This is a genomic window from Peribacillus sp. NPDC097284 (genome assembly GCF_044761765.1).
Lineage (GTDB): Bacteria > Bacillota > Bacilli > Bacillales > DSM-1321 > Peribacillus.
Window position 1 is genome coordinate 38,810 of the sequence record NZ_JBIWCZ010000006.1, and the last position, 20,364, is coordinate 59,173.

Sequence of the window (20,364 nt, forward strand, 5' to 3'; positions counted from 1 at the left end):
AATTGAATAAATAGTAAAAGGCAGAAACGTTGATTTAACAACATTTCTGCCTCTTTGTTTTTGCGAAATTCAATGGAATAAGGACTTATTAGACAGCCCCTTGTCTCATGATTTAAACGGCCCGCTTCTCCTCGGGTTGACCTTCTCCGGCCATGCCGTAATGTGCATGTTTTTCCTGAACGAAAGCAATGGCGATCGCTCCTACTACCGCAGCGATTGCAATCAAGGAAAAGTTCATTTGAGCTGGCAGGTTCATCGTTAAGAGGATGCCTACAAAAGTTGGTGCAAAAATCCCACCTAGGCGACCGAACGCCATCGATGCCCCCACGCCACTGGAGCGCATGGAAGGTGGGTAATATTGTGATACCATCGCGTTGCTTATATTCTGCACCCCGACCGACGATGCACCGATGAAACCAATCAATATATAGGCAAGCACCGCATTTTGTGTAAGACCGATGCTTGCAAGGGCAATGGCTCCACATACATACAGGGGAATCATGACTTTTTTGAAACCTAGTTTATCCGTAAGCGGACCGAACGCAATCGTTCCGACGATCGCACCGACATTCATCATCGCAACAAATAGCAAACTAGAACTTAAACTATACCCTGCCTGGATCATCAATTTCGGCAGCCACGTGTTCATCGAATATATCAGGACAAAGCAGCTGAAACAGGAAATCCAAAACATGATTGTACTGAACCCTCGTTTTTTCTCAAATAATTTCACAATGGTTGAACCTTGTTCAGGTGCTTCCGTTCTTTCGAGTCTTGTCTCCCCATTCAAACTTAACTCTGGATTGACTTTCTTAAGAATCTGCTTTACTTCCTCGTTTTTCCCTTTTTCCAATAGGAAGACCGCCGACTCTGGAATCGCTTTAGCTATAAAGGGTAGGATCAATAGCGGCAAACCCGCAATCCAGAAAATCGGCCTCCATCCAAATTCCGGGAGTATGGCACGGCTGGCTAGGGCGGCTGCAATCGCTCCGACCGAATACCCACAGAATACAAAGGAAATCATCGCACTCCGAATCTTTTTCGGTGCGTACTCCGTTGTCAGGGCAATCACGTTCGGCATCACGCCTCCCAGTCCGATTCCTGAAATGACACGAAAAACGGTGAACAAGACTGGTCCACCAGCCACACCGGATAAAGCAGTAAAAAGACTGAAGAGAGCCGTACAAAATAAGATGATTTTCTTACGTCCGACCTTATCGGCCAAGTAGCCAAAAAAGACCGCTCCGACAACCGTACCCATTACCGTATAACTGCCGATTGCTCCCGCTGTCACCGATGATATGGACCACTCCTCAATCAATGAAGGAACGATTGAACCATAGATGACCACATCATAACCGTCGACCAGGATAATGAAAAAACCCCAAAAAATTAATAGTAAATGAAACAGGTTAAAACGACTTTTATCTATCGTTTCACCAGCATGGACTGTCCTCAATCCTACACCTTCTCCCCTTTATTTAGTACGTTGAAGCACAAAAGCAAAAGAACAGACAGATGCGTATGACACGCACCTTTAATCAATTAGTATCAAAGTCGACCACAATTAAATCTTCAAGTCCAATCTCTTCTAAATAGGCAAGAATCGCTTGATGCGATGGATGCGGCAAGTATGCTTCAAATGTCGTCCTGTCCTCAAATCTGGCAGTCATGCCTATCTCGTACCCTTGATTGCGCCCCGCAAAATTCCTTCCTTGCTGGATATCCAGTAAACCTGGTATAACATCTTTTAGAGCCAGAGTCCTAGAAATCAATTCATCCACTTGATCATCTGTTACATCTTCACTTAACTTAACCAAAACAATATGTTCAACCATTCTGCTCACCCTTATCTGCTATTTAAAACATGACGGTCAAAACCGGCAATTTGTTTATATTTATTGGCAATATCCTCTAGTTCCTGTTGTGATATGACATCATGTAAATGATCGAATCCCCCTGGAGCCCGGTCCTCGACAATCTGCATGACCTCTTCCGGTCCATTCTGACGATTGGCCAGCACGATGGCCGCCGTCTTCTCAAGACGTGATTCTTCATAAGCACATAAAGCCGCTTCTGCATGTACTCCACTTAAAATGGCTTCCCCTAACGCAGCCGCATCCAGTATCGCCTGGGAAGCTCCATTGGAACCAATTGGGTACATCGGATGTGCGGCATCACCAAGCAACGTGGTTCTGCCAAAGGACCAGCGTGGAAGAGGATCGCGATCGACCATTGGGAATTCGAAAACGGACTCCGTTTCCTCTATTAATTTAGGTACATTCAACCATCCAAAATCCCAATCGGCGAAAGCTGGTGCAAAGACTTCCTTCTCTACTTTCCGATTCCAATCACTTCGGGAAGGCGCATCCCCTTCAATCGTCAACTCCGCAATCCAGTTCATAAGCGAACGACCACTCTCTGCCAAAGGATCGACAGGATAAGCAACGAATTTCTGGTCTTGATAGCCAGCCATGATCATTGTCTTCTCGGTTAAAAAAGATGACGATTCTGTGATGCCACGCCATAAAATCCGGCCGCTGAATTTAGGGTCACCTTCATTCGGATAATAGAATTTTCGAACTGTGGAATGGATGCCATCTGCTGCAATCATGATGTCTGCTTTATATGCCCCTAGATTTTCCCCTGTTTTTTTATTCACAAATTGAGCTTCCACGCAATCATCGAACAGTTGGAATGAAGATAGATGGTGACCGGTTATGACCGAGTCTTCCCCCAACTCTTCCTTGACCGCTTTTAGTAGCAGCATCAGCAGACTTCCACGATGGATGGAATATTGTGGCCACCGATATCCTGCATTCAACCCCCTCGGTTCCTGCCAAATTTGTTGACCGTATTTATTGAAAAAACTCAACTCGGCCGTAGGCAGTCCAATCTTCTGAAGTTCTTCCCCTAATCCAAGCTCCGTAAGGACCCGTACAGCATGTGGAAGAAGATTGATGCCCACTCCCAATGCTTTTATCGTTTGTACACTTTCAAAAACTTGCACTGATACACCAACGCGGTGAAGTTTAAGGGCAGTAACAAGCCCGCCGATGCCCCCACCAGCAATAATTGCCGTATTCACTTTTGACACAGAAACCCCTCCAAATGACCTGATAAGTTATTCAAATATTTTAATTATTCTAATTATGTCACAAAACTCCAGTTTAGCAATATAAATTCTGGGATTATGCAATAAAATTTCATAGGATCATAAGGAAGTCTTACCTGTAAATCTGCTTCTACGCATAAAAAAGCTGATTGCGCATGCAATCAGCTCTCCTATTATTTATAAAATACTTTATCAATGTTGTATTTAGCATGAAGTGTATTGATGATGTACGTTTCATAGATTTCACGTTCCATCGCATCTTCTACGATGATAACCTCAATTTTTTTCACTTCATTACGATGTTCTTTAATCGGTGAAACATTATCCTCGAAATGCTTTTTGACTCTTTGTCTTAATTTACGTGCCTTTCCGACAAAGATCAACTCGTCCTTCTCATTATAAAACATGATGATGCCGCCCTTATCACGGGGAATCAAATGGAAATCAATGAATCCGAAGATTTCCGGGATGATGGCTTCATCGCCCTCAATCACTTGTTTTCTTTGTTTAATGCTGATATCCGCTGCTGGGATTTTAATATTAATCATCAAAAGTCACGTCCTCTATTTGTATATGTATGTGAGTGCTGGAAATAGTCATATTGATAAATCACACTATGTTCTAGTGGAATATAATGGGCTTGTTCAAGCTCTTTCCAACACTTGCTCTACCATGTCCTTAAAAGTAGATGGTATCATAATTTTGGCGGAAAAGCCATGGCATGAACATAGCGGTTCAGTAAAAGGCAATGGACCCTTGTATTTTTTTAAGGAAGGAAAAGAAGAAGACCCGTTACGAGTCTCCTTCTCCATGATCAGAAATATCCGTTACCACCTGTGGGCCTTCGCATTGCTTCTTAGTATAATGTTCGTTTGCGATACTTCCGTATGGCCATTTACTTGAGACTTCGAACGCTTAGGTCTTGTCCAATTATGGTGAAACTTTTGAGAATGTGGATCTAATTGATCTTTATAACTCATGTTGTATCACCTCATCGTAAAAGATTGGGATATTTCTTTTCAAAGCAATAGGAGGTTCCTATCACAGTTTTAGTATGGATTGGGGACGAGTAAACATACATTACTTCTTAAAAAGAAAATTCTACCTTTTTCCCTTTCGAAAGCACTTTCCCTTCACCATTTACGGCATCACTGGTCAGAACCGAAATCCTCCTCACATCTTCCTTTTTGAGGATGAACCCGATATTCCCTTGCTTTGAGCCCTTCGCTTTTATATCCCCATTCAAGTTCTCCAGGTAAATATCATCTTTCCAAGTCAAATGTTCTCCCCCGTCCGTCTCAAGAAAAGCGACCGGGGAAATCTTGGCGTCCGCATTGGTAGGATTATGGACTTTCACATTCATTTTCACGATATCGAATGCGTGTTCATGGGTGTAACCATGAAAGAAGTCAATCATGCTATAATCCGGAACCACATGCATCACCTTGATATCCTTCATTTCTACCGTGATTGGCCCGACCTTCACGGTTTCATTTATCGGCTTATACTCTTTTACTGTCAATTCGCCTCGTGCATCGGAAACCTGTTGGCCAACCTGTTTCAAATCACGATCATCCGGTAGCTGGGGGTTAGGAACATAGACATCCTTCTTCACCAATGGTTCTTCCTTTTCCTCTGTCTTTTCTATTACGTTTGGTTTTTCATCAAAAGCTGGCTGCGTATTAAGTGCACCAAATGTGGTTAATAAAAAGGCACCAAAAAGTAGTTTGTTCACCGAATCCCTCCCAGCGTTTTATTTTCCTTTATTTAATAAGTCGAAGATGATCGTGGCATGATCCGTGTTATCGACCTGTCCGGCAAAACGGTCCTTGTAGGGCCCGAATGCATAGACGGGCACATCTTCCCCCGTATGTCCCCCGGTAGTCCAAGCCGTATTGGACCTGTTATCAAAAATGGCTTCGATTGCATTATCAATCGTCGTAACATGTTTACTTGTTGTGGCATCCTTGACGGATTGGATTTCCTCGTTTGTAAGTCTCACTTTCTTTTGATCAATATACCTTTTCAAAGTTTTTTCAACATCCTCACCCTTTACGATGGCATCCGCCATGAAGTCAGGTGTCCGTTTGGCAGCCTTAATCGGCTCACCGGACCAATTATAGACTCCCTTCGCTCCGATTGAGAACCCTCCCGTGGAATGGTCAGCCGTAGCGACAACTAAGGTATGTTTATCTTTTTTCGCGAACTCGATGGCTGCCTTGTAGGCTTTTTCAAAATCCTCCATTTCACTCATCGCCCCGACAATGTCGTTATCATGGCCAGCCCAATCAATTTGACTTCCTTCCACCATCAAGAAGAATCCATCTTTATCTTTATTCAGGCGTTGAATCGCCGAGTCCGTCATCTCTTCCAAAGAAGGCGTTTCATTGGTGCGGTCAATCATTTTAGGCAAACCTCCTGAAGCGAACAACCCAAGCACCTGTTTATTTTTATCCTTTAAGAGCTGCTTTTTATCGGTAGCATAACTATATCCATCTTTTTTGAACGCTTTTGTCAAATCGACATCAGGCCGGACAAAATTCGATTGGCCTCCCCCCAAGAGGACATCGATTTTATGTTGACCCTCTATTAGGTCCCGGTAATAATCATCAGCAATTCCATTCATGTTTTTCCGGTTTTCGTCATGGGCACCGAATGATGCTGGGGTGGCGTGGGTAATTTCCGATGTGGCGACAAGACCGGTTGATTTCCCGCTTTCCTTAGCCGCTTCCAATACCGTTTTCACTTCTGTCTTATCGTTATCGACTGCGATTGCTGCGTTATACGTTTTCACCCCGGCTGACATCGCGGTTGCTGCAGAAGCGGAATCCGTGATATTTTGTGTCGGATCTTCTGGGTATGTCATCTGCTGACCCACCAAGTATGGATCGAATGCCGTCCTTTCAGCCACCGTCGTAGAAGGTCTATCTTTTAAATACCGATAGGCGGATGTATAAGAGACACCCATTCCATCCCCTATCATGAAAATGACGTTTCTAATCTCCGGTTCTTTCTTAGGCTTTCCTTTTGCCAGGACATCGTTGTTTGTGACCGACCATGTAAGACTTCCAAGAGCTAGTGTGGAAATGATGGCAACAGGCAAAATCTTTTTACTGAATGAACGTTTCAAGAAAACGACCTCCTACTGATTTAATGGATGATTCAGTTAAAATATACCGCAGGAAGATGAACCTACTGTGAAGGGAGTGTAAATATATGGGGGTTTTATGTAAATGAATAGTAAAGAAAAGGAAAATAGGTAGAGAATGAATAGGTTCAGGGGACTGCTACAACAAAGACAAATTCCGCCACTTCAAAAGAAGTCTTCCAGTTCATGAAAGAAAGCACACACTAAAAAAAGACCGCCACAGAAGAGGCAGTCCATGCTGGATTATTCTTCCCCTTCGAGTTGGGCTGGGCGTCATCAGTCAAAACATAATTATTGATAGCGTAAACACTATGCTGATAAATCGGGATGTCCATTTTTTTGCATCGCTCGTTGATTCAGTAATTTAAATAATGGCGGCAATGTCACATACACCATCAACACCCTGAGTACCTGAACAGCAACGACAAACATCGGGTCGGATTCGAGGGCTACTGAAGTGGCGGTCATTTCCGCAACTCCTCCAGGTGCAAAGGCCAATGAAGTAGTCATAAAGGACATTCCAGTCATTCTGGAATCGATATATGCACAAAGGATCATCATGAATATAAAAGCAACGGTACTTAATGAAGAGACGACCAGAATTTTTTTCATTCCTACGAACATTCCCCTATTGAACTTGGATCCCACACTTGCCCCAATCATAATTTGTGAAACAATCATGATGCTATCTGGCCACCAGGCAATCAAATCCACCCCGGCAATGAGTGAACCGGAAGCTTGAAAAAATGCAACCGTCAACATACTGCCTACTAGCCACGGCGCAGGTAACTTGAGGATTTTCCCGACATGGAAACCACCCCAGGCAGCGAGAGCCAGCACAAGCGTCCATCCTATTTCAACTTTATTAAAACTTTCCACCCCACCGAAAAAACGAGCCGGAGTTGAGGCTAACGGATTAGCTCCAAGTACAAAGAAAGGTACAATCATGACAACCAAAAAAATCCGGATGGTTTGTATGATCGTCACAACTCCGGTATTGGCCCCTGCTTCCTGAGCCATTCCTGGCATAGCTGAAAGACCTCCCGGTGCCGTAGAAAAGAAACTCGTCAGCATATCCATTTTACATAACTTGTACAAAAGAAAACCGGAGCCTAAAGAAAACAACAACGATAAAGCCAAGACGATGATGATCGTGATGCTATTTTCCATGAATATTCTCAACACGGAAAGGTTGAGTTGTAAGCCCAATTCAATGCCGAGCAGGCATTGTCCTGTTCTTAACCAGATTTGCATGCTATTCGATTGACTATCAGGTAACTTCAAGAAAGCTGGCTTCCAAAAAGAAAGCAGGGCGGACATCAACAGGGATCCGATCATCCATCCGATGGATAATCCCATTGACGCCAGAAAAGCCCCTCCTAGGCCGCATAGTATCACTAGCCAAATGCCTTTCATTGTATCTACTAATCGCTCCATTCGATGACCTTCCCACTTTTATTTTTCATCTTTTCGTACAAATCTCAAAGAAACGAATATACCTGTTCACTCTTTCCTTGCCACTAATAACATCGCCTGCCCTTGGAAAGAGAGAACTTGGTTTTCAACAACCTCGATTGAAAGAAAATCGGTTGTTTCCTTTTCAGCCGCAATCATATAGGCCATCAATTCATTTTGATCCTTTTCAGGAAGCTGCATCATTTCACACCACTTCTTAAATTCGAACTTTTTTTTGAATGTCGTAAAACCTTCAATAATAAAGCCTGTGTTTTCAATAAGTGAAATCCATTCAGTTTTTTTATAGGCCCTGTAATGGCTAGGGTCCCTTTTCTTTTCTATATAGTTATAAAAGTGATCGTATTCATCCTTTTCAGCTGCAACGTTATCTATTAGGAGGAAAAGGCCATTTCTTTCTAAGACCCGGTTTGACTCCATTACAAATCGGTTTATGTTCGGGAAATGGTGGGGTGCAATCCGACATGTAACCGTCCCAAATGATTGATCCGAAAAAGGGAGCTGCTCGGCATCTCCTTGAACAAACGATACATTTCCAATGCCATTTGAGGTGATGAATTTCTCTGCTTTCTCTAACATTTCAGGGGTCAAGTCAAGAGCGGTCACTTGTTTAAATAGTGGAGCTAAAGCTTTGACCACATGACCGCCTCCCGTTGCGATGTCCAAAAGGTTATCCTTTCTGTTCTTTTCCACGATCTTTATAAGTAAATCCAGATCTTCTCCACTCGCATGCGTTTTGCTCGTCACATAGTTGGCAGCGTTTTTTCCAAATTGGGAAAGTACTTGATCTTTTTCACCCATCTTAAAACCTCCTTCTTCTCGCTTCCTTTCCAAATAAAGAAAACCGAATTTTCTAATATAGAAAAAGTCGGCTTCCTTATCTTCATCCATTATTCTTTACTGAGTAACCGTGTCTCTTCGGTTTTCCAAGGCATACGAAGCGGCAGATGTTCCTGCAAGTTTACCATATACAGAACCTGACATTAACCCAGATCCGCCTGGATAGTTTTCGTAGAAGATCCCTCCGACCATTTCACCCGCAGCGAACAATCCCGCAATAGGTGCTTCCTCTTCATTCAATACCTCGCCTACCGTGTTGACATGTATTCCACCAAACGAAAAAGTGATTCCACATGTTACCGGGAAAGCATAAAATGGACCTTGTTCAATGCGAAGTGCCCAATTTGATTTTGGTGGGGTAATTCCATCCGTTCCTTTACCGTCTTTTTCCGTAGGATTATAATTTCCTTCTTGTACAGAATGGTTATACTCCTCAATCGTTTTCAAGAATTGTGCTTGATTAACCGGCAGCAAATTAGCAAGTTCTTCGAGCGTATCCGCCTGATAAATGGTAGCCTCTTCAAGGTCATACTCTTTACGCAGATACGGTCGCACCTGAGAATCATAAATCTGATAGGCTACATGATCAGGCTGTTTCAAGATTTCCCTTCCATACTTGGCATATGTATAGTTTCGGAAATCCGCACCCTCATCGACAAACCTGTTTCCATCTTTATTAAGCATGATGCTTAAAGGATAAGAATGTTTTTTGAAGATGTCTCCTGGTTTCGTAAAATCACCGACTTTTGGAGCATTATAATCCGTCCCAATTGAATGGCAGCCGGACCATTGCCCATATTTCTGTGCTCCTACCGCCAAAGCCATAGTTAACCCGTCTCCAGTATTATATTCCGTTCCTCTCACAATAGCCGCATTCCATTCCTCACCGATAAATTCGCTCCGTAGCTTTTTATCTGCTTCAAATCCTCCACACGCTAAAACGATGCTTGTCGTATTGATCGTTAGCTCCTTGCCTTCTTGCTGTACAACGATTGACTTGATCTGATTATTCTCGAGCTTCAGCTCGGTAGCGCGCGTCTCGTACCAAACCTCTATGCCAAGTTCTATCACACGTTCATTCAGTTTTCTAATCAGCCCTACACCTTTATCATTGGTTTTTAACGGAAGACCACCCCAAAATATCCGTTTGCCGTCTTTTTCAAAAGATTGATTTTCATAATTAAGTTCAAATTCAATGCCATGGCCCTGCATCCATTGAATGGTTTTATAGGATTGAGTAACCAATTGCTTCGCCAATTGAGGATCACTCTGTCCTTTCGTAACCCTCATGAGATCATCATAGTATTCTGTTTCACTATAAACGGGCACATGAATTTTCTCGGCTTCCTCGTCAGTGATAGAAGGAATGATTTTTCTGATATCATCCAGACCATTATAAGCAGTGCGAATGGCTCCATCCGTAAAGAATGAATTTCCACCTCTCTTTTGCTTCGGTCCTCGCTCGAGTACTAGTACGCTTGCGCCTTTTTCTCTAGCTGCTATAGCTGCACATAAAGCGGCATTTCCCGCTCCTACTACTATTATATCGAAATTAGATTGAACCATATATCTTCCTCCTAACAATTTTTTACTTGAGCTAAGCTTAATACACTTCAAAAAATAAATGAAATATATAAATTTAGCTTAAGTCGATAAAAAATATTTATAACCAAACAAAAAAAAGACTTAGGATGGAGTCATTCCATATCCCTAAGCCCGCTTTATTATCTTTCCTTAACAAGGAAATCCACAAAAGCTTTTACTACCGAAAGATTTAAAAAATTGGCATCATACATTAACCACGTGTTCCGTTGCAAAGGTGTTCCCTGTTTATCTTTTAAGCATAACTTATGTAGAAAATCATTGGGCTGTAGAGACATCTCCGGGATTATTGCCACCCCTAATTCATTTTTGACCATTTCCTTGCATGTCTCCAGCTTATCTACTTCCATGGTGATACGAGGTGGAGACGAAAATTGATCATGCCACCAATCACTGATTAAATTTTTCAACGAGTTGTCGGTATGATAATTAATGAACGGCAAGCTCGGCAGCTCCTCTATCGTAATCTCTCTTTTCGAAATCAGATATAACCTCTCTTGGGATAATAGGGACTTTTCTCCCTTCCATTGATAGTTATTCCTCACGATCCCCACATGTACCTTTGACGAGTCCAGGAGGCTCATGATTTCAGTACTCCATCCCGTATTTAAATTAAATTGTATATCTGGATATTGCTTCGAAAATCTTTTCAAGATTTCAGGCAACTTATATCTTGCAAAATTACTGGAAACACCTAAACGCAACGTTCCATTGATTCCATCATTCATATTCATCACATGGTCTTTCGTTTGTTGCAATTTCCTTTGCATTTCCTCGGCGTACTTGACTATATAGTCGCCCTCAGAGGTAAAATCGATTCCTTTCTTCGTCTTGAAAAATAAAGCTACGCCAAACTCTGCTTCTATATTCTTTAATCGATAGCTTAAAGCTGGCTGCGATATATATAGTCGTTCTGCCGTGCGTGTAATGCTTTTCTCCTCATGAAGTATGTTTAAGAAAATCCAATCCTTTTCATCCATTCGAACCCGCCTTTTCTAATGTTATAATTTGTATTTATAAGATATTAAAGAAAGTATACATTGAATTTATGAGTTTATCGAATACCCTTTCCTCTCTTTCGACTTCTTCCAAGCCTAAATAGTTTAGTATGCTTTAGCTTTACTTCCTCCTTTAGGTACCAAAAAAGAACCCCTGACATTCCCCTTAAGATTGTGATGAAGTACATATGTTATAAACTTTTTTAATGACAAATCGAAAAAAATATATATTTAACTTATTAACTTTCCTGTATTACTATTTAACAAAGATAACCAATAACAACATTGAGGTGATGCAAATAGGAATTTTTAAAATTAATTTTCTGAATAATCAATCAATAAAAGTCTTTATTGTAAGCGTATTCAAAAGGAGGGGAACCGTCCATTGCTAACTATATTAGGAGTTTCCATGGTTACTATCTTTACATATTTGATTATGACCAAAAAGATGTCACCGATTGTGGCTTTAACACTTATACCTATCATTTTCGCTATAATTGGTGGCTTTGCTTCTGATATCGGTCCCATGATGCTTGAAGGGATAAAGCTCGTTGCACCTTCAGCCGCTTTATTATTATTCGCTATATTGTTTTTTGGAGTGATGATTGATGCTGGGTTATTCGACCCGCTTATCGCAAAAATATTACAGATCGTTAAACGGGACCCTGTCAAAATTGCGATAGGGACAGCCATTCTATCCCTCATGGTAGCATTAGATGGGGATGGCACAACCACATATATGATCGTGGTTTCAGCCATGCTTCCTCTTTATAAACGAATTGGCATGAATCCTTTGATAATGGCCACTATCGCTATGCTCTCCTTAAGTGTAATGAGTGGCATGACACCATGGGGAGGCCCCGCTACACGGGTCATAGCTGTTTTGGGTCTTGATGCTTCAGAATTCTTCGTTCCCCTCATACCAACAATGATCGGGGGAGCTTTATGGGTGACCTTCATTGCTTTTTTACTCGGAAAAAAAGAACGCAAACGGCTTGGAAGTATCCCTTTCCCTTACGCAGAAGAGGATTCTATCGCTCAATCTGAGACTGCCGCTACTATAGAGGACACTCTCATTAAAGAAGAAAGCGATATAAAAAGGCCTAAGTTATTGTGGGTAAATCTCTTGATCGTCCTATCCATCATGACTACTCTCATACTCAACCTATTGCCTGCTCCCGTATTGTTTCTGATTGGCTTCATCCTTGCCCTGCTGATAAATTACCCAGACTTAGAGAAGCAAAAAGAACGGATGCTAGCTCACTCAGGTAACGCTCTAATCGTGGTCATCCTTGTTTTTGCAGCTGGCGTTTTTGCTGGAATTTTATCCGGAACAAAAATGGTGGACGCAATGGCCAACACCTTGGTTTCCATCATTCCGGAATCTTTAGGCGCCTTCTTCCCTTTAATCGTAGCGTTTACCAGTATGCCTTTTACTTTTGTATTATCAAACGACGCCTATTATTTTGGAGTCTTGCCCATCCTTGCTGAAGCGGCCTCCGCGTATGGGATTGCCCCTATTGAAATTGCCCGGGCTTCCATATTGGGCCAACCCGTTCACTTAATGAGTCCATTAGTCGCTTCGACCATCTTATTAGTCGGCATGATTGGGAAAGATATAGGTGACCATCAACGTTTTGCTTTAAAATGGGCCATTCTTTCATCCCTGATTCTCACTGGATTGGCGATATTGACTGGGGCCATATCCTTCATGTGATACACATTTTTTAACTATTACATCCATCTACCAATAATAATCCTTAAGCAAAAGCACTCCATTCCTGGAGTGCTTTTGTGTTTTATTTTTCAACCTTCATGTAACTCAGTGCACGGGTTGCGGCTTCCCTCGCCGTTTCGACAGAATCAGCTGTGGATAATGCAACAGCAACCCTTCTGCCAACCTTCGTGACCGGTTTTCCGAAAACGCGCACCTGCGTATTCGGTTGAGCCAAGGCTTTATCTACCCCGACTATAGAATATTCTGATAACTCAACCGGTGCTTTCAAGGGACGGCTTGCTCCTGGGGTGATCAGTGTGATTTCAGGGATCGGGAATCCTAGAATCGCACGGGCATGAAGGGCAAACTCCGATAGGTTTTGGGTGACCAATGTTACTAATCCTGTATCATGCGGACGTGGGGAGACTTCACTGAAATAGACCTTATCCCCTGAAAGGAATAACTCCACTCCAAATAATCCATATCCACCAAGTTCATCTGTAATCTTCTTGGCAATCCTTTTTGCTTCGATGATTTGTCCTTCCGTCATAGCATGTGGCTGCCAAGATTCTATATAGTCCCCGCCCTCCTGGACATGACCGATTGGTGCACAAAACATCGTTCCGTTAACGGCACGGACAGTTAGCAACGTAATTTCCGAATCAAAGCGAATGAACTCTTCAATGATCACTCTTCCATTTTGGACCCGGCCACCTTCCATCGCTATTTTCCAGCAGGCTTCCAAATCATCTTTTGAACGACAAACGCTTTGCCCTTTACCAGAAGAACTCATTAGCGGTTTCACGACATTAGGAAAACCGATTTCTGTAGCAGATGAAACAAATTCTTCATATGTATTGGCAAATCGATAAGCTGCCGTTGGTAACTTTAGCGTTTCAGAGGCCAACCTTCTAATTCCTTCACGGTCCATCGTCAATTTAGCCGCTCTTGCCGTTGGGATAACCGCGAACCCTTCTTCCTCCAATTTAAGCAATTCGGAAGTGGCGATGGCCTCAATTTCCGGCACGATTAAATCAGGTTGTTCTTTTTCAACGACTTCCCTAAGCTGCTTCTCATCCAACATATCAATCACATAACTTCGATGGGCCACTTGCATGGCAGGTGCATGTTCATACCGGTCGACTGCAACGGTATCAATACCAAGCCGCTGAGCTTCTAGGATGACTTCCTTGCCTAATTCTCCTGAGCCCAATAATAAAACCTTTTTTGTTCTATACATATTCCACTTCTCCCCTCCATGTGTTCAAAACCATTATATACGAACTATATACTAATAAAAACATATTTTGTTCGCTTTTTATTTTAATTTTCCTCTAAAATCCTTGATTTCATATAAAATATTTTGTTTTTTAATCATATATCTTTATAAACAAAGGAAGATACCATTTGATTGGAGGACGGAATGCCAAGTACGCTCAGTGAAATCAGCACCGTTCTTTACAGAATGGAGGAGTGATATCTTATACATGTCGAAATTTGTACTACGATACTTTTTGAAAATGTAAGCGCTTTCCATTATAATGTAAGTAGGTTGGATGGCATGCGTGGCCGTCAAAGTATTCGGCGTAGGCGGGGCCAATACTAGCGTTAAAAGGAGGAAAACGCTTTTAACGCACAACTATTAGCACTCCTTGGATAAGGGCTGTTAAAGATTCTTAACAGTTACTTGCAAGATGTATGCACCATACATAGTCATGGACAAGGGTTGTCTAAAATTCCCTCGTCTTTGCAGCAGCCCTCATCGTTTCAGTCTAATAGTTTATAAGATTAAAAGCTCTTCCACTGAAAAATCAGAGAAGAGCTTTTTCGTTTGTACCTAACATTCTAGTTCCTTCCCCATCTCATCCAGGATGGTCAAGACTTTCAAAAATCCAATAGCAGACCATTTAAAAACACAAGCTGAGACTGTAGATGATGCATGTGCTGTGATTGACATGAACTGTATACCGACATCTCCAACTAGGTAGGACCTTCGCTTAATACGAAAAAACAGGCATCCATTGCACTAATGGATGCCTGTTTAGATGTTGATTCTATTCTTAGACTTCTTGCGGTACAGCTAATCCAAGTCCTTCAGCAATACGTGTTCCGTATTCTGGATCGGCTTTGTAGAAGTGTCCGATTTGACGAAGTTTAATTTCTTCTAATTCTACTGGTTTCATTGCACCCACGACATTTTCTACAAGACGTGTTTTTTCTTCGTCGCTCAACAGGCGATATAGATCTCCTGCTTGAGTGTAGTGATCATGATGATTATAGGCAACCTGAGCAGCTTGTCCAGACACTTCAAACGGCGCAAGTTTGTTTTCGTTTGATTCAGCTGGTCCCCCAAAGCTATTTGGTTCGTAATAAACGGAACCTTTCCCATTATCATCGGCACGCATGAAGCCATCGCGTTGATATGTGTTTGCTTCGACTTTCGGACGGTTAACCGGAAGTTGGTTATGGTTAGCACCTACACGATAACGATGGGCATCGCCATAAGCAAATAAACGGCCTTGAAGCATTTTATCTGGAGAAGCTTCAATTCCAGGTACGAATGTTCCTGGGGAGAATGTTGCTTGCTCTACTTCAGCAAAATAGTTTTCAGGATTTCTGTTCAATTCCACGCGGCCAAGTTCGATTAATGGATAATCTTTTTGCGACCAGACCTTAGTCACATCGAATGGGTCAAAGCGGTATGTGTCCGCGTCTTCCAAAGGCATGATTTGTACGCATAATTTCCAAGCCGGGAAATCACCTTTTTCAATCGCGTTGAATAGATCTTCCGTATGGTAATCAGGGTTTTCACCTGCAAGTTTAGCAGCAAGGTTCACATCAAGGTTTTTGATGCCTTGCTCTGTTTTAAAGTGGTATTTCACCCAAACAGCTTGTCCTTCTTCATTCACCCACTTGAATGTATGGCTTCCGAATCCATGCATATGGCGCCATGTTGCTGGAATCCCACGGTCGGACATCAGCGTAGTTACTTGATGAAGTGATTCTGGTGAATGAGACCAGAAATCCCATACGGCAGTCGGATTTTTCAAGTGTGTTCTAGGATCTCTTTTTTGTGTGTGGATGAAATCAGGGAATTTGATTGCATCACGGATGAAAAATACAGGTGTATTGTTCCCAACGATATCGTAGTTTCCTTCTTCTGTGTAGAATTTGACCGCGAAGCCCCTTGGATCACGTAATGTATCGGCAGAACCAAGTTCCCCAGCTACCGTTGAAAAACGGATGAACATCTCCGTTTCTTTCCCTACACCATTGAATACTTTGGCTTTCGTATATTTGGACAAATCATTCGTAACGGTAAAAGTACCAAATGCGCCACCGCCTTTAGCATGGACGACACGTTCAGGAACACGTTCACGATTGAAATGTGCCAGTTTTTCTAATAAGTGAACATCTTGTATAAGCACTGGTCCACGTGACCCAGCAGTAATTGAATTTTGGTTATCGCCAACCGGGGCACCCCAGCTAGTTGTCAGGTTTTTCTTATTCGACATAAATGAACCACCTCTTCATTAGTTTTAATATACATATAATAATATAGTTTCTTAGAAAAAAATCAATACTTATTTATAATAATTTTAATATAATAATAAGATTCAATAAGCATAATTTCTTTTCTAAATGCTAGTAAAGTATAAACTATGTAGAAAAAATGAGGTATTATGCATTTATTCAGGTATTCACTATCTATATATTGGTATAACTCCAGCGGTAGCACATTCTCTTTATTCTTTCTTTTTTATCAATTATAAGAAAAATATAATAGTAATCGAGAATACTAGAGGGTTAAATTGGAAGTGTTATCAATTATGATGCTTCGCTTTCTCTCATTTTATAGGAAATCAGCCTGTTTAATCAGTGAAAATTCTGTGAATTTTACTTTCACGTGTACCCATTCGCCAAACAGTCGAAAGATGCCTCTAAATATAGAAGATTTTTTGTGCCAATTCAGCAAATTCCCCCCTGATTTGCATGAGGTTTTAGTATAATAAGGAATGCATATAGTGTTTTAGGAGGTTTCCATGAATATAATCATGCGTTTTCTTGCCAATGGGCTGATATTACTTTTCATAGACTGGCTTCTCGACTCCATCACGATAAAATCTTATGGCACAGCTTTGCTGGCTATCTTCATATTATCGATTATGAACATGTTAGTTAAACCCATTCTACAGCTCATCACTTTACCAATCACGATCCTGACATTCGGATTGTTTTCCTTCATCATCAACGCTTTCACTTTTCTGATTACGTCGTATGTGGTCAGTGGTTTTGTCATTCATTCTTTTTGGGGCGCGCTCATCGGTTCGTTTTTACTAACCATCAGTCAAAGTTTACTAGTCAAAAAAGAGTAGGAACACTCGTCAGTCGACATGCTGACGATTTTTTTATCTCGTGACTTTTTCCATAACACCGTTCGATATTTCCTGGGCTATTTCCCTAATTTTTGCAAATCATCACTAGCAGTATTCACTCATTTTCGAAAAACAAAAAGGGAATGGAACCACCTTTGCATAAGTTTAACCATACATACGCTAAAAACAGGTATGAATCGACTTATGGAGGAATGACATGTACACCAATCGTAAACCAAGAATTCTTCTGTCCCTCATGCTCGTGCTCGCTTTCCTTATTCCAGCTTCATCCTTAGCCGCAACCGGGGATGGAAGCCCATCTTCTCCTTACTCCGTCTCTCAGGCTTTCGTAAACCAAAATAGTTCCATTCGTACTGTCAGTGGCTTTGTAATCGGCCAGCCCACTTCAGCCACTAGCGTCGAGTTCAGCAACTATCCAAGTGATTATGCGCTGGCAATTGCTGATAGTTCCTCGGAAACAAACGTATCGAATATGCTTTTTGTCCAAATTCCCTCCTCCTTCCGTTCTGAATTCGGATTGCAATCGAATCCTGATTTAAAAGGTCAAAAAGTCGCCATAACCGGAACACTGACTTCCTACTTTTCTCATTCTGGCTTGAAGGACCCCTCAGTCATGGTGAAAAACGGGAACACTCCAGAATCAGGAACTCCGAATGCCGGATCATATTATGACTCAGCTACCGGAAAAACCGGGCGTGCTCTAAAAGATGCCCTCCATGAAATCATTGATGACCATACGAAAATTTCCTACGCAAATGTGTGGGAAGCCTTGCGAGAAACCGATGAAGATCCAAACAACTCCAATCATGTCATTCTTCTATATACAGGGCGTTCACAGGCAAAGACCACCAATGGTGCAGGCGTGAATGACTGGAACCGTGAGCATGTCTGGGCAAAATCCCATGGCGGATTCGGGACATCCATGGGTGCTGGCACCGATTTACATCACTTGCGGCCGACCGATGCGTCCGTCAATAGTACGCGCAATAATCTCGACTTTGATAATGGGGGATCCGAACATTCCGAAGCCAAAGGGAACTATTACGACTCCGATTCATGGGAACCACGGGATAAGGTGAAAGGAGATGTGGCGCGGATGCTCTTCTATATGGCAGTGCGCTATGAAAGAGAGAACGGTGAAGTCGATTTGGAATTGAATAACCTAGTCAACAACGGCTCAGCTCCATATCATGGGAAACTGGACGTGTTGCTTGATTGGCATGAACAAGATCCAGTCGATGCATTTGAACGAAATCGAAATGAAATCATTTATAACGACTACCAACATAATCGAAATCCTTTCATCGATCATCCCGAATGGGCTGCTTCCATCTGGGAGTAATGAAACCGGCTGCCCATTTCCTAAGGGCAGCCGGTTTCATACAGACATCAAGTAGTAAGAAAAATTAGTTAATTAACTTTCGCTAAATAACAATTACCTTACAAACTTCATATATTCTCTTAAAAATTCCCTTATTTGGTAAGCGTTTTCATTTTTTTCTTTACAAATAAACTATTAGTATATATTATTTAATTGTAATATTTTGAGAAAAGACAATACATATTATGCTCCTCAACTCTACTAGTGATAAAATAGTAGAATGCGTTAAAAACCCATATTCCTACACAAGAAAAGAGGAAAATTATGCAAAACTCCAAAGATTCTCAATTACATAGAGGATTGGAAGAAAGACACATCGCATTAATGTCTCTTGGCGCTGCCATTGGGGTCGGGTTGTTTCTTGGCTCTGCATCGGCCATTAAATTAGCCGGTCCCGCAATTATTTTGGCTTATGCCATTGGCGGCTTTATTATTTATCTCATCATGCGGGCTTTAGGGGAAATGGCCATTAAAAACCCCGTTGCCGGTTCCTTCAGCCGCTATGCAAGCGATTTTATCGGTCCTCTCGCCGGATACATTACAGGCTGGAATTACTGGTTCCTTTGGATTGCAACGTGCATGGCCGAAATTACGGCTGTCGGCATTTACATGCAGTTCTGGTATCCAGACACTGCACAATGGGCTTGGGCATTAGGCGCACTTGTGATTATGACAACCGTTAATTTCCTTGCCGTTAAAGCTTATGGTGAATTAGAGTTTTGGTTTGCCCTAATTAAAATTGTCACGATTATCTTAATGATCGTTTTAGGATTTGGCATGATTTTCTTTGGTATCGGTAACGCTGGGGATGCAGTCGGATTCAGTAATCTATTCTCACATGGAGGCTTCTTCCCTAATGGTATCTCGGGCGTTGTTCTTTCATTCCAAATGGTGATGTTCGCCTATTTAGGCATCGAGATGCTTGGAGTGACGGCTGGGGAAGTAAAGAACCCTGAGAAATCACTTAAACGGGCAATCAATACCGTGTTTTATCGAATTTTACTGTTTTATGTTTTGGCTCTTACTGTCATTCTTTCAATTACTCCATGGGATCAAATGACAGGGGAAAACAGCCCGTTCGTTATGATGTTCGATAGAATCGGCATCCCAGGGGCGGCAGGCATCATCCAGTTCGTCGTACTGACAGCAGCTCTCTCTTCTTGCAATAGCGGAATCTTCAGTACGGGTCGAATGCTGTTTAACCTGGCACAGCAAGGCGAATCACCAAAAAGTTTCGGTCGTGTCACAAAGAATGGCGTGCCTGGCACAGCCATTATCGTATCGGCCGTCGTTCTCCTTTTTGGCGTCTACCTGAATTATATGAAAGCTGACAAAGTATTTACTTATGTGACTAGTGTGGCGACATTTGGAGCACTATGGACATGGGGCACCATCCTTATCACACACATCAGTTCCCGAAAGAAAATGAGTGGACAGGAAAAACAAAACTTAACATTCAAAATGCCGTTTTTCCCGCTCACTTCTTATTTCGCCCTTGCCTTTCTAGTATTTGTCATGGTCGTTCTCGGGTTTTCTCCTGATACGAGAATCGCTTTAATCGTTGGTCCGATCTGGATTATCCTGCTTGTCGTGTTGTACTACATAACAGGATTGCATAAGCGAAAAAAATAAATAGCGAAGAAAGGGTGCCCATTGAACACGTGCACCCTTTCTTTAGCTATTTTCCCTTCTT

Annotated in this window: 17 protein-coding genes; 4 read left to right on the forward strand and 13 right to left on the reverse strand. The window is 42.0% G+C overall.

The genetic code is table 11. The annotated features are described in order from the left end of the window. Positions 1 to 112 precede the first annotated feature (112 nt). The 11 genes from ACIQXU_RS12845 to ACIQXU_RS12895 form a co-directional block, all read right to left on the reverse strand. Positions 113 to 1,459, reverse strand: coding sequence for an MFS transporter (locus tag ACIQXU_RS12845; protein WP_402989884.1), 1,347 nt, complete (start codon positions 1,457 to 1,459; stop codon positions 113 to 115). A gap of 82 nt (positions 1,460 to 1,541) precedes the next feature. Next, positions 1,542 to 1,838, reverse strand: a complete 297-nt coding sequence (locus ACIQXU_RS12850; RefSeq protein WP_402989887.1) for a Dabb family protein — start codon at positions 1,836 to 1,838, stop codon at positions 1,542 to 1,544. Positions 1,839 to 1,849: 11 nt separating this feature from the next. Further along, positions 1,850 to 3,097, reverse strand: a complete 1,248-nt coding sequence (locus ACIQXU_RS12855) for a flavin-dependent oxidoreductase (RefSeq protein WP_402989890.1) — start codon at positions 3,095 to 3,097, stop codon at positions 1,850 to 1,852. 191 nt (positions 3,098 to 3,288) lie between these two features. Continuing rightward, a complete protein-coding gene (locus ACIQXU_RS12860) occupies positions 3,289 to 3,663 on the reverse strand; it encodes a nucleotide excision repair endonuclease (RefSeq protein ID WP_402871219.1) in 375 nt (124 codons plus the stop codon). 279 nt (positions 3,664 to 3,942) lie between these two features. Further along, complete coding sequence (locus ACIQXU_RS12865; protein ID WP_402871217.1) at positions 3,943 to 4,095, reverse strand: YpzG family protein; 153 nt, start codon at positions 4,093 to 4,095, stop codon at positions 3,943 to 3,945. Between the two features lie 107 nt (positions 4,096 to 4,202). Further along, positions 4,203 to 4,850, reverse strand: coding sequence for a DUF4352 domain-containing protein (locus ACIQXU_RS12870; protein WP_402954204.1), 648 nt, complete (start codon positions 4,848 to 4,850; stop codon positions 4,203 to 4,205). An 18-nt stretch (positions 4,851 to 4,868) separates the two neighbouring features. Further along, the gene (locus ACIQXU_RS12875) at positions 4,869 to 6,245 is read right to left on the reverse strand and encodes an alkaline phosphatase (protein WP_402989891.1); all 1,377 of its coding nucleotides are present in this window, start codon (positions 6,243 to 6,245) and stop codon (positions 4,869 to 4,871) included. Between the two features lie 327 nt (positions 6,246 to 6,572). Then, entirely contained in the window at positions 6,573 to 7,700 is a 1,128-nt protein-coding gene (locus tag ACIQXU_RS12880; protein WP_402989894.1) for an AbrB family transcriptional regulator, read from the reverse strand. Between the two features lie 66 nt (positions 7,701 to 7,766). After that, positions 7,767 to 8,537: a class I SAM-dependent methyltransferase gene (locus tag ACIQXU_RS12885; protein WP_402989896.1), complete on the reverse strand. Its 771-nt coding sequence runs from the start codon at positions 8,535 to 8,537 to the stop codon at positions 7,767 to 7,769. A 96-nt stretch (positions 8,538 to 8,633) separates the two neighbouring features. Next, a complete protein-coding gene (gene tcuA / locus ACIQXU_RS12890; protein ID WP_402871205.1) occupies positions 8,634 to 10,142 on the reverse strand; it encodes an FAD-dependent tricarballylate dehydrogenase TcuA in 1,509 nt (502 codons plus the stop codon). 158 nt (positions 10,143 to 10,300) lie between these two features. Continuing rightward, the gene (locus ACIQXU_RS12895) at positions 10,301 to 11,158 is read right to left on the reverse strand and encodes a LysR family transcriptional regulator (protein ID WP_402871202.1); all 858 of its coding nucleotides are present in this window, start codon (positions 11,156 to 11,158) and stop codon (positions 10,301 to 10,303) included. Between the two features lie 403 nt (positions 11,159 to 11,561). On the opposite strand from ACIQXU_RS12895, the gene ACIQXU_RS12900 reads away from it, so the two are divergent. Then, entirely contained in the window at positions 11,562 to 12,893 is a 1,332-nt protein-coding gene (locus ACIQXU_RS12900; RefSeq protein WP_402989898.1) for a CitMHS family transporter, read from the forward strand. An 82-nt stretch (positions 12,894 to 12,975) separates the two neighbouring features. Here the strand turns inward: ACIQXU_RS12900 and purT are convergent, their stop codons facing one another. Further along, positions 12,976 to 14,133, reverse strand: coding sequence for a phosphoribosylglycinamide formyltransferase 2 (purT, locus tag ACIQXU_RS12905; RefSeq protein WP_402989901.1), 1,158 nt, complete (start codon positions 14,131 to 14,133; stop codon positions 12,976 to 12,978). A gap of 820 nt (positions 14,134 to 14,953) precedes the next feature. Further along, positions 14,954 to 16,408: a catalase KatA gene (gene katA / locus ACIQXU_RS12910; RefSeq protein ID WP_402871193.1), complete on the reverse strand. Its 1,455-nt coding sequence runs from the start codon at positions 16,406 to 16,408 to the stop codon at positions 14,954 to 14,956. Between the two features lie 528 nt (positions 16,409 to 16,936). Here katA and ACIQXU_RS12915 point away from each other — a divergent pair. The 3 genes from ACIQXU_RS12915 (at position 16,937) to ACIQXU_RS12925 (ending at position 20,303) form a co-directional block, all read left to right on the forward strand. Further along, positions 16,937 to 17,269 (forward strand): phage holin family protein, encoded by a 333-nt coding sequence (locus ACIQXU_RS12915; protein ID WP_402871190.1) that lies wholly within the window; start codon positions 16,937 to 16,939, stop codon positions 17,267 to 17,269. Between the two features lie 217 nt (positions 17,270 to 17,486). Continuing rightward, positions 17,487 to 18,632, forward strand: coding sequence for an endonuclease (locus ACIQXU_RS12920; protein ID WP_402989904.1), 1,146 nt, complete (start codon positions 17,487 to 17,489; stop codon positions 18,630 to 18,632). A 303-nt stretch (positions 18,633 to 18,935) separates the two neighbouring features. Then, positions 18,936 to 20,303 (forward strand): amino acid permease, encoded by a 1,368-nt coding sequence (locus ACIQXU_RS12925; protein ID WP_402871185.1) that lies wholly within the window; start codon positions 18,936 to 18,938, stop codon positions 20,301 to 20,303. Positions 20,304 to 20,364 lie beyond the last annotated feature (61 nt).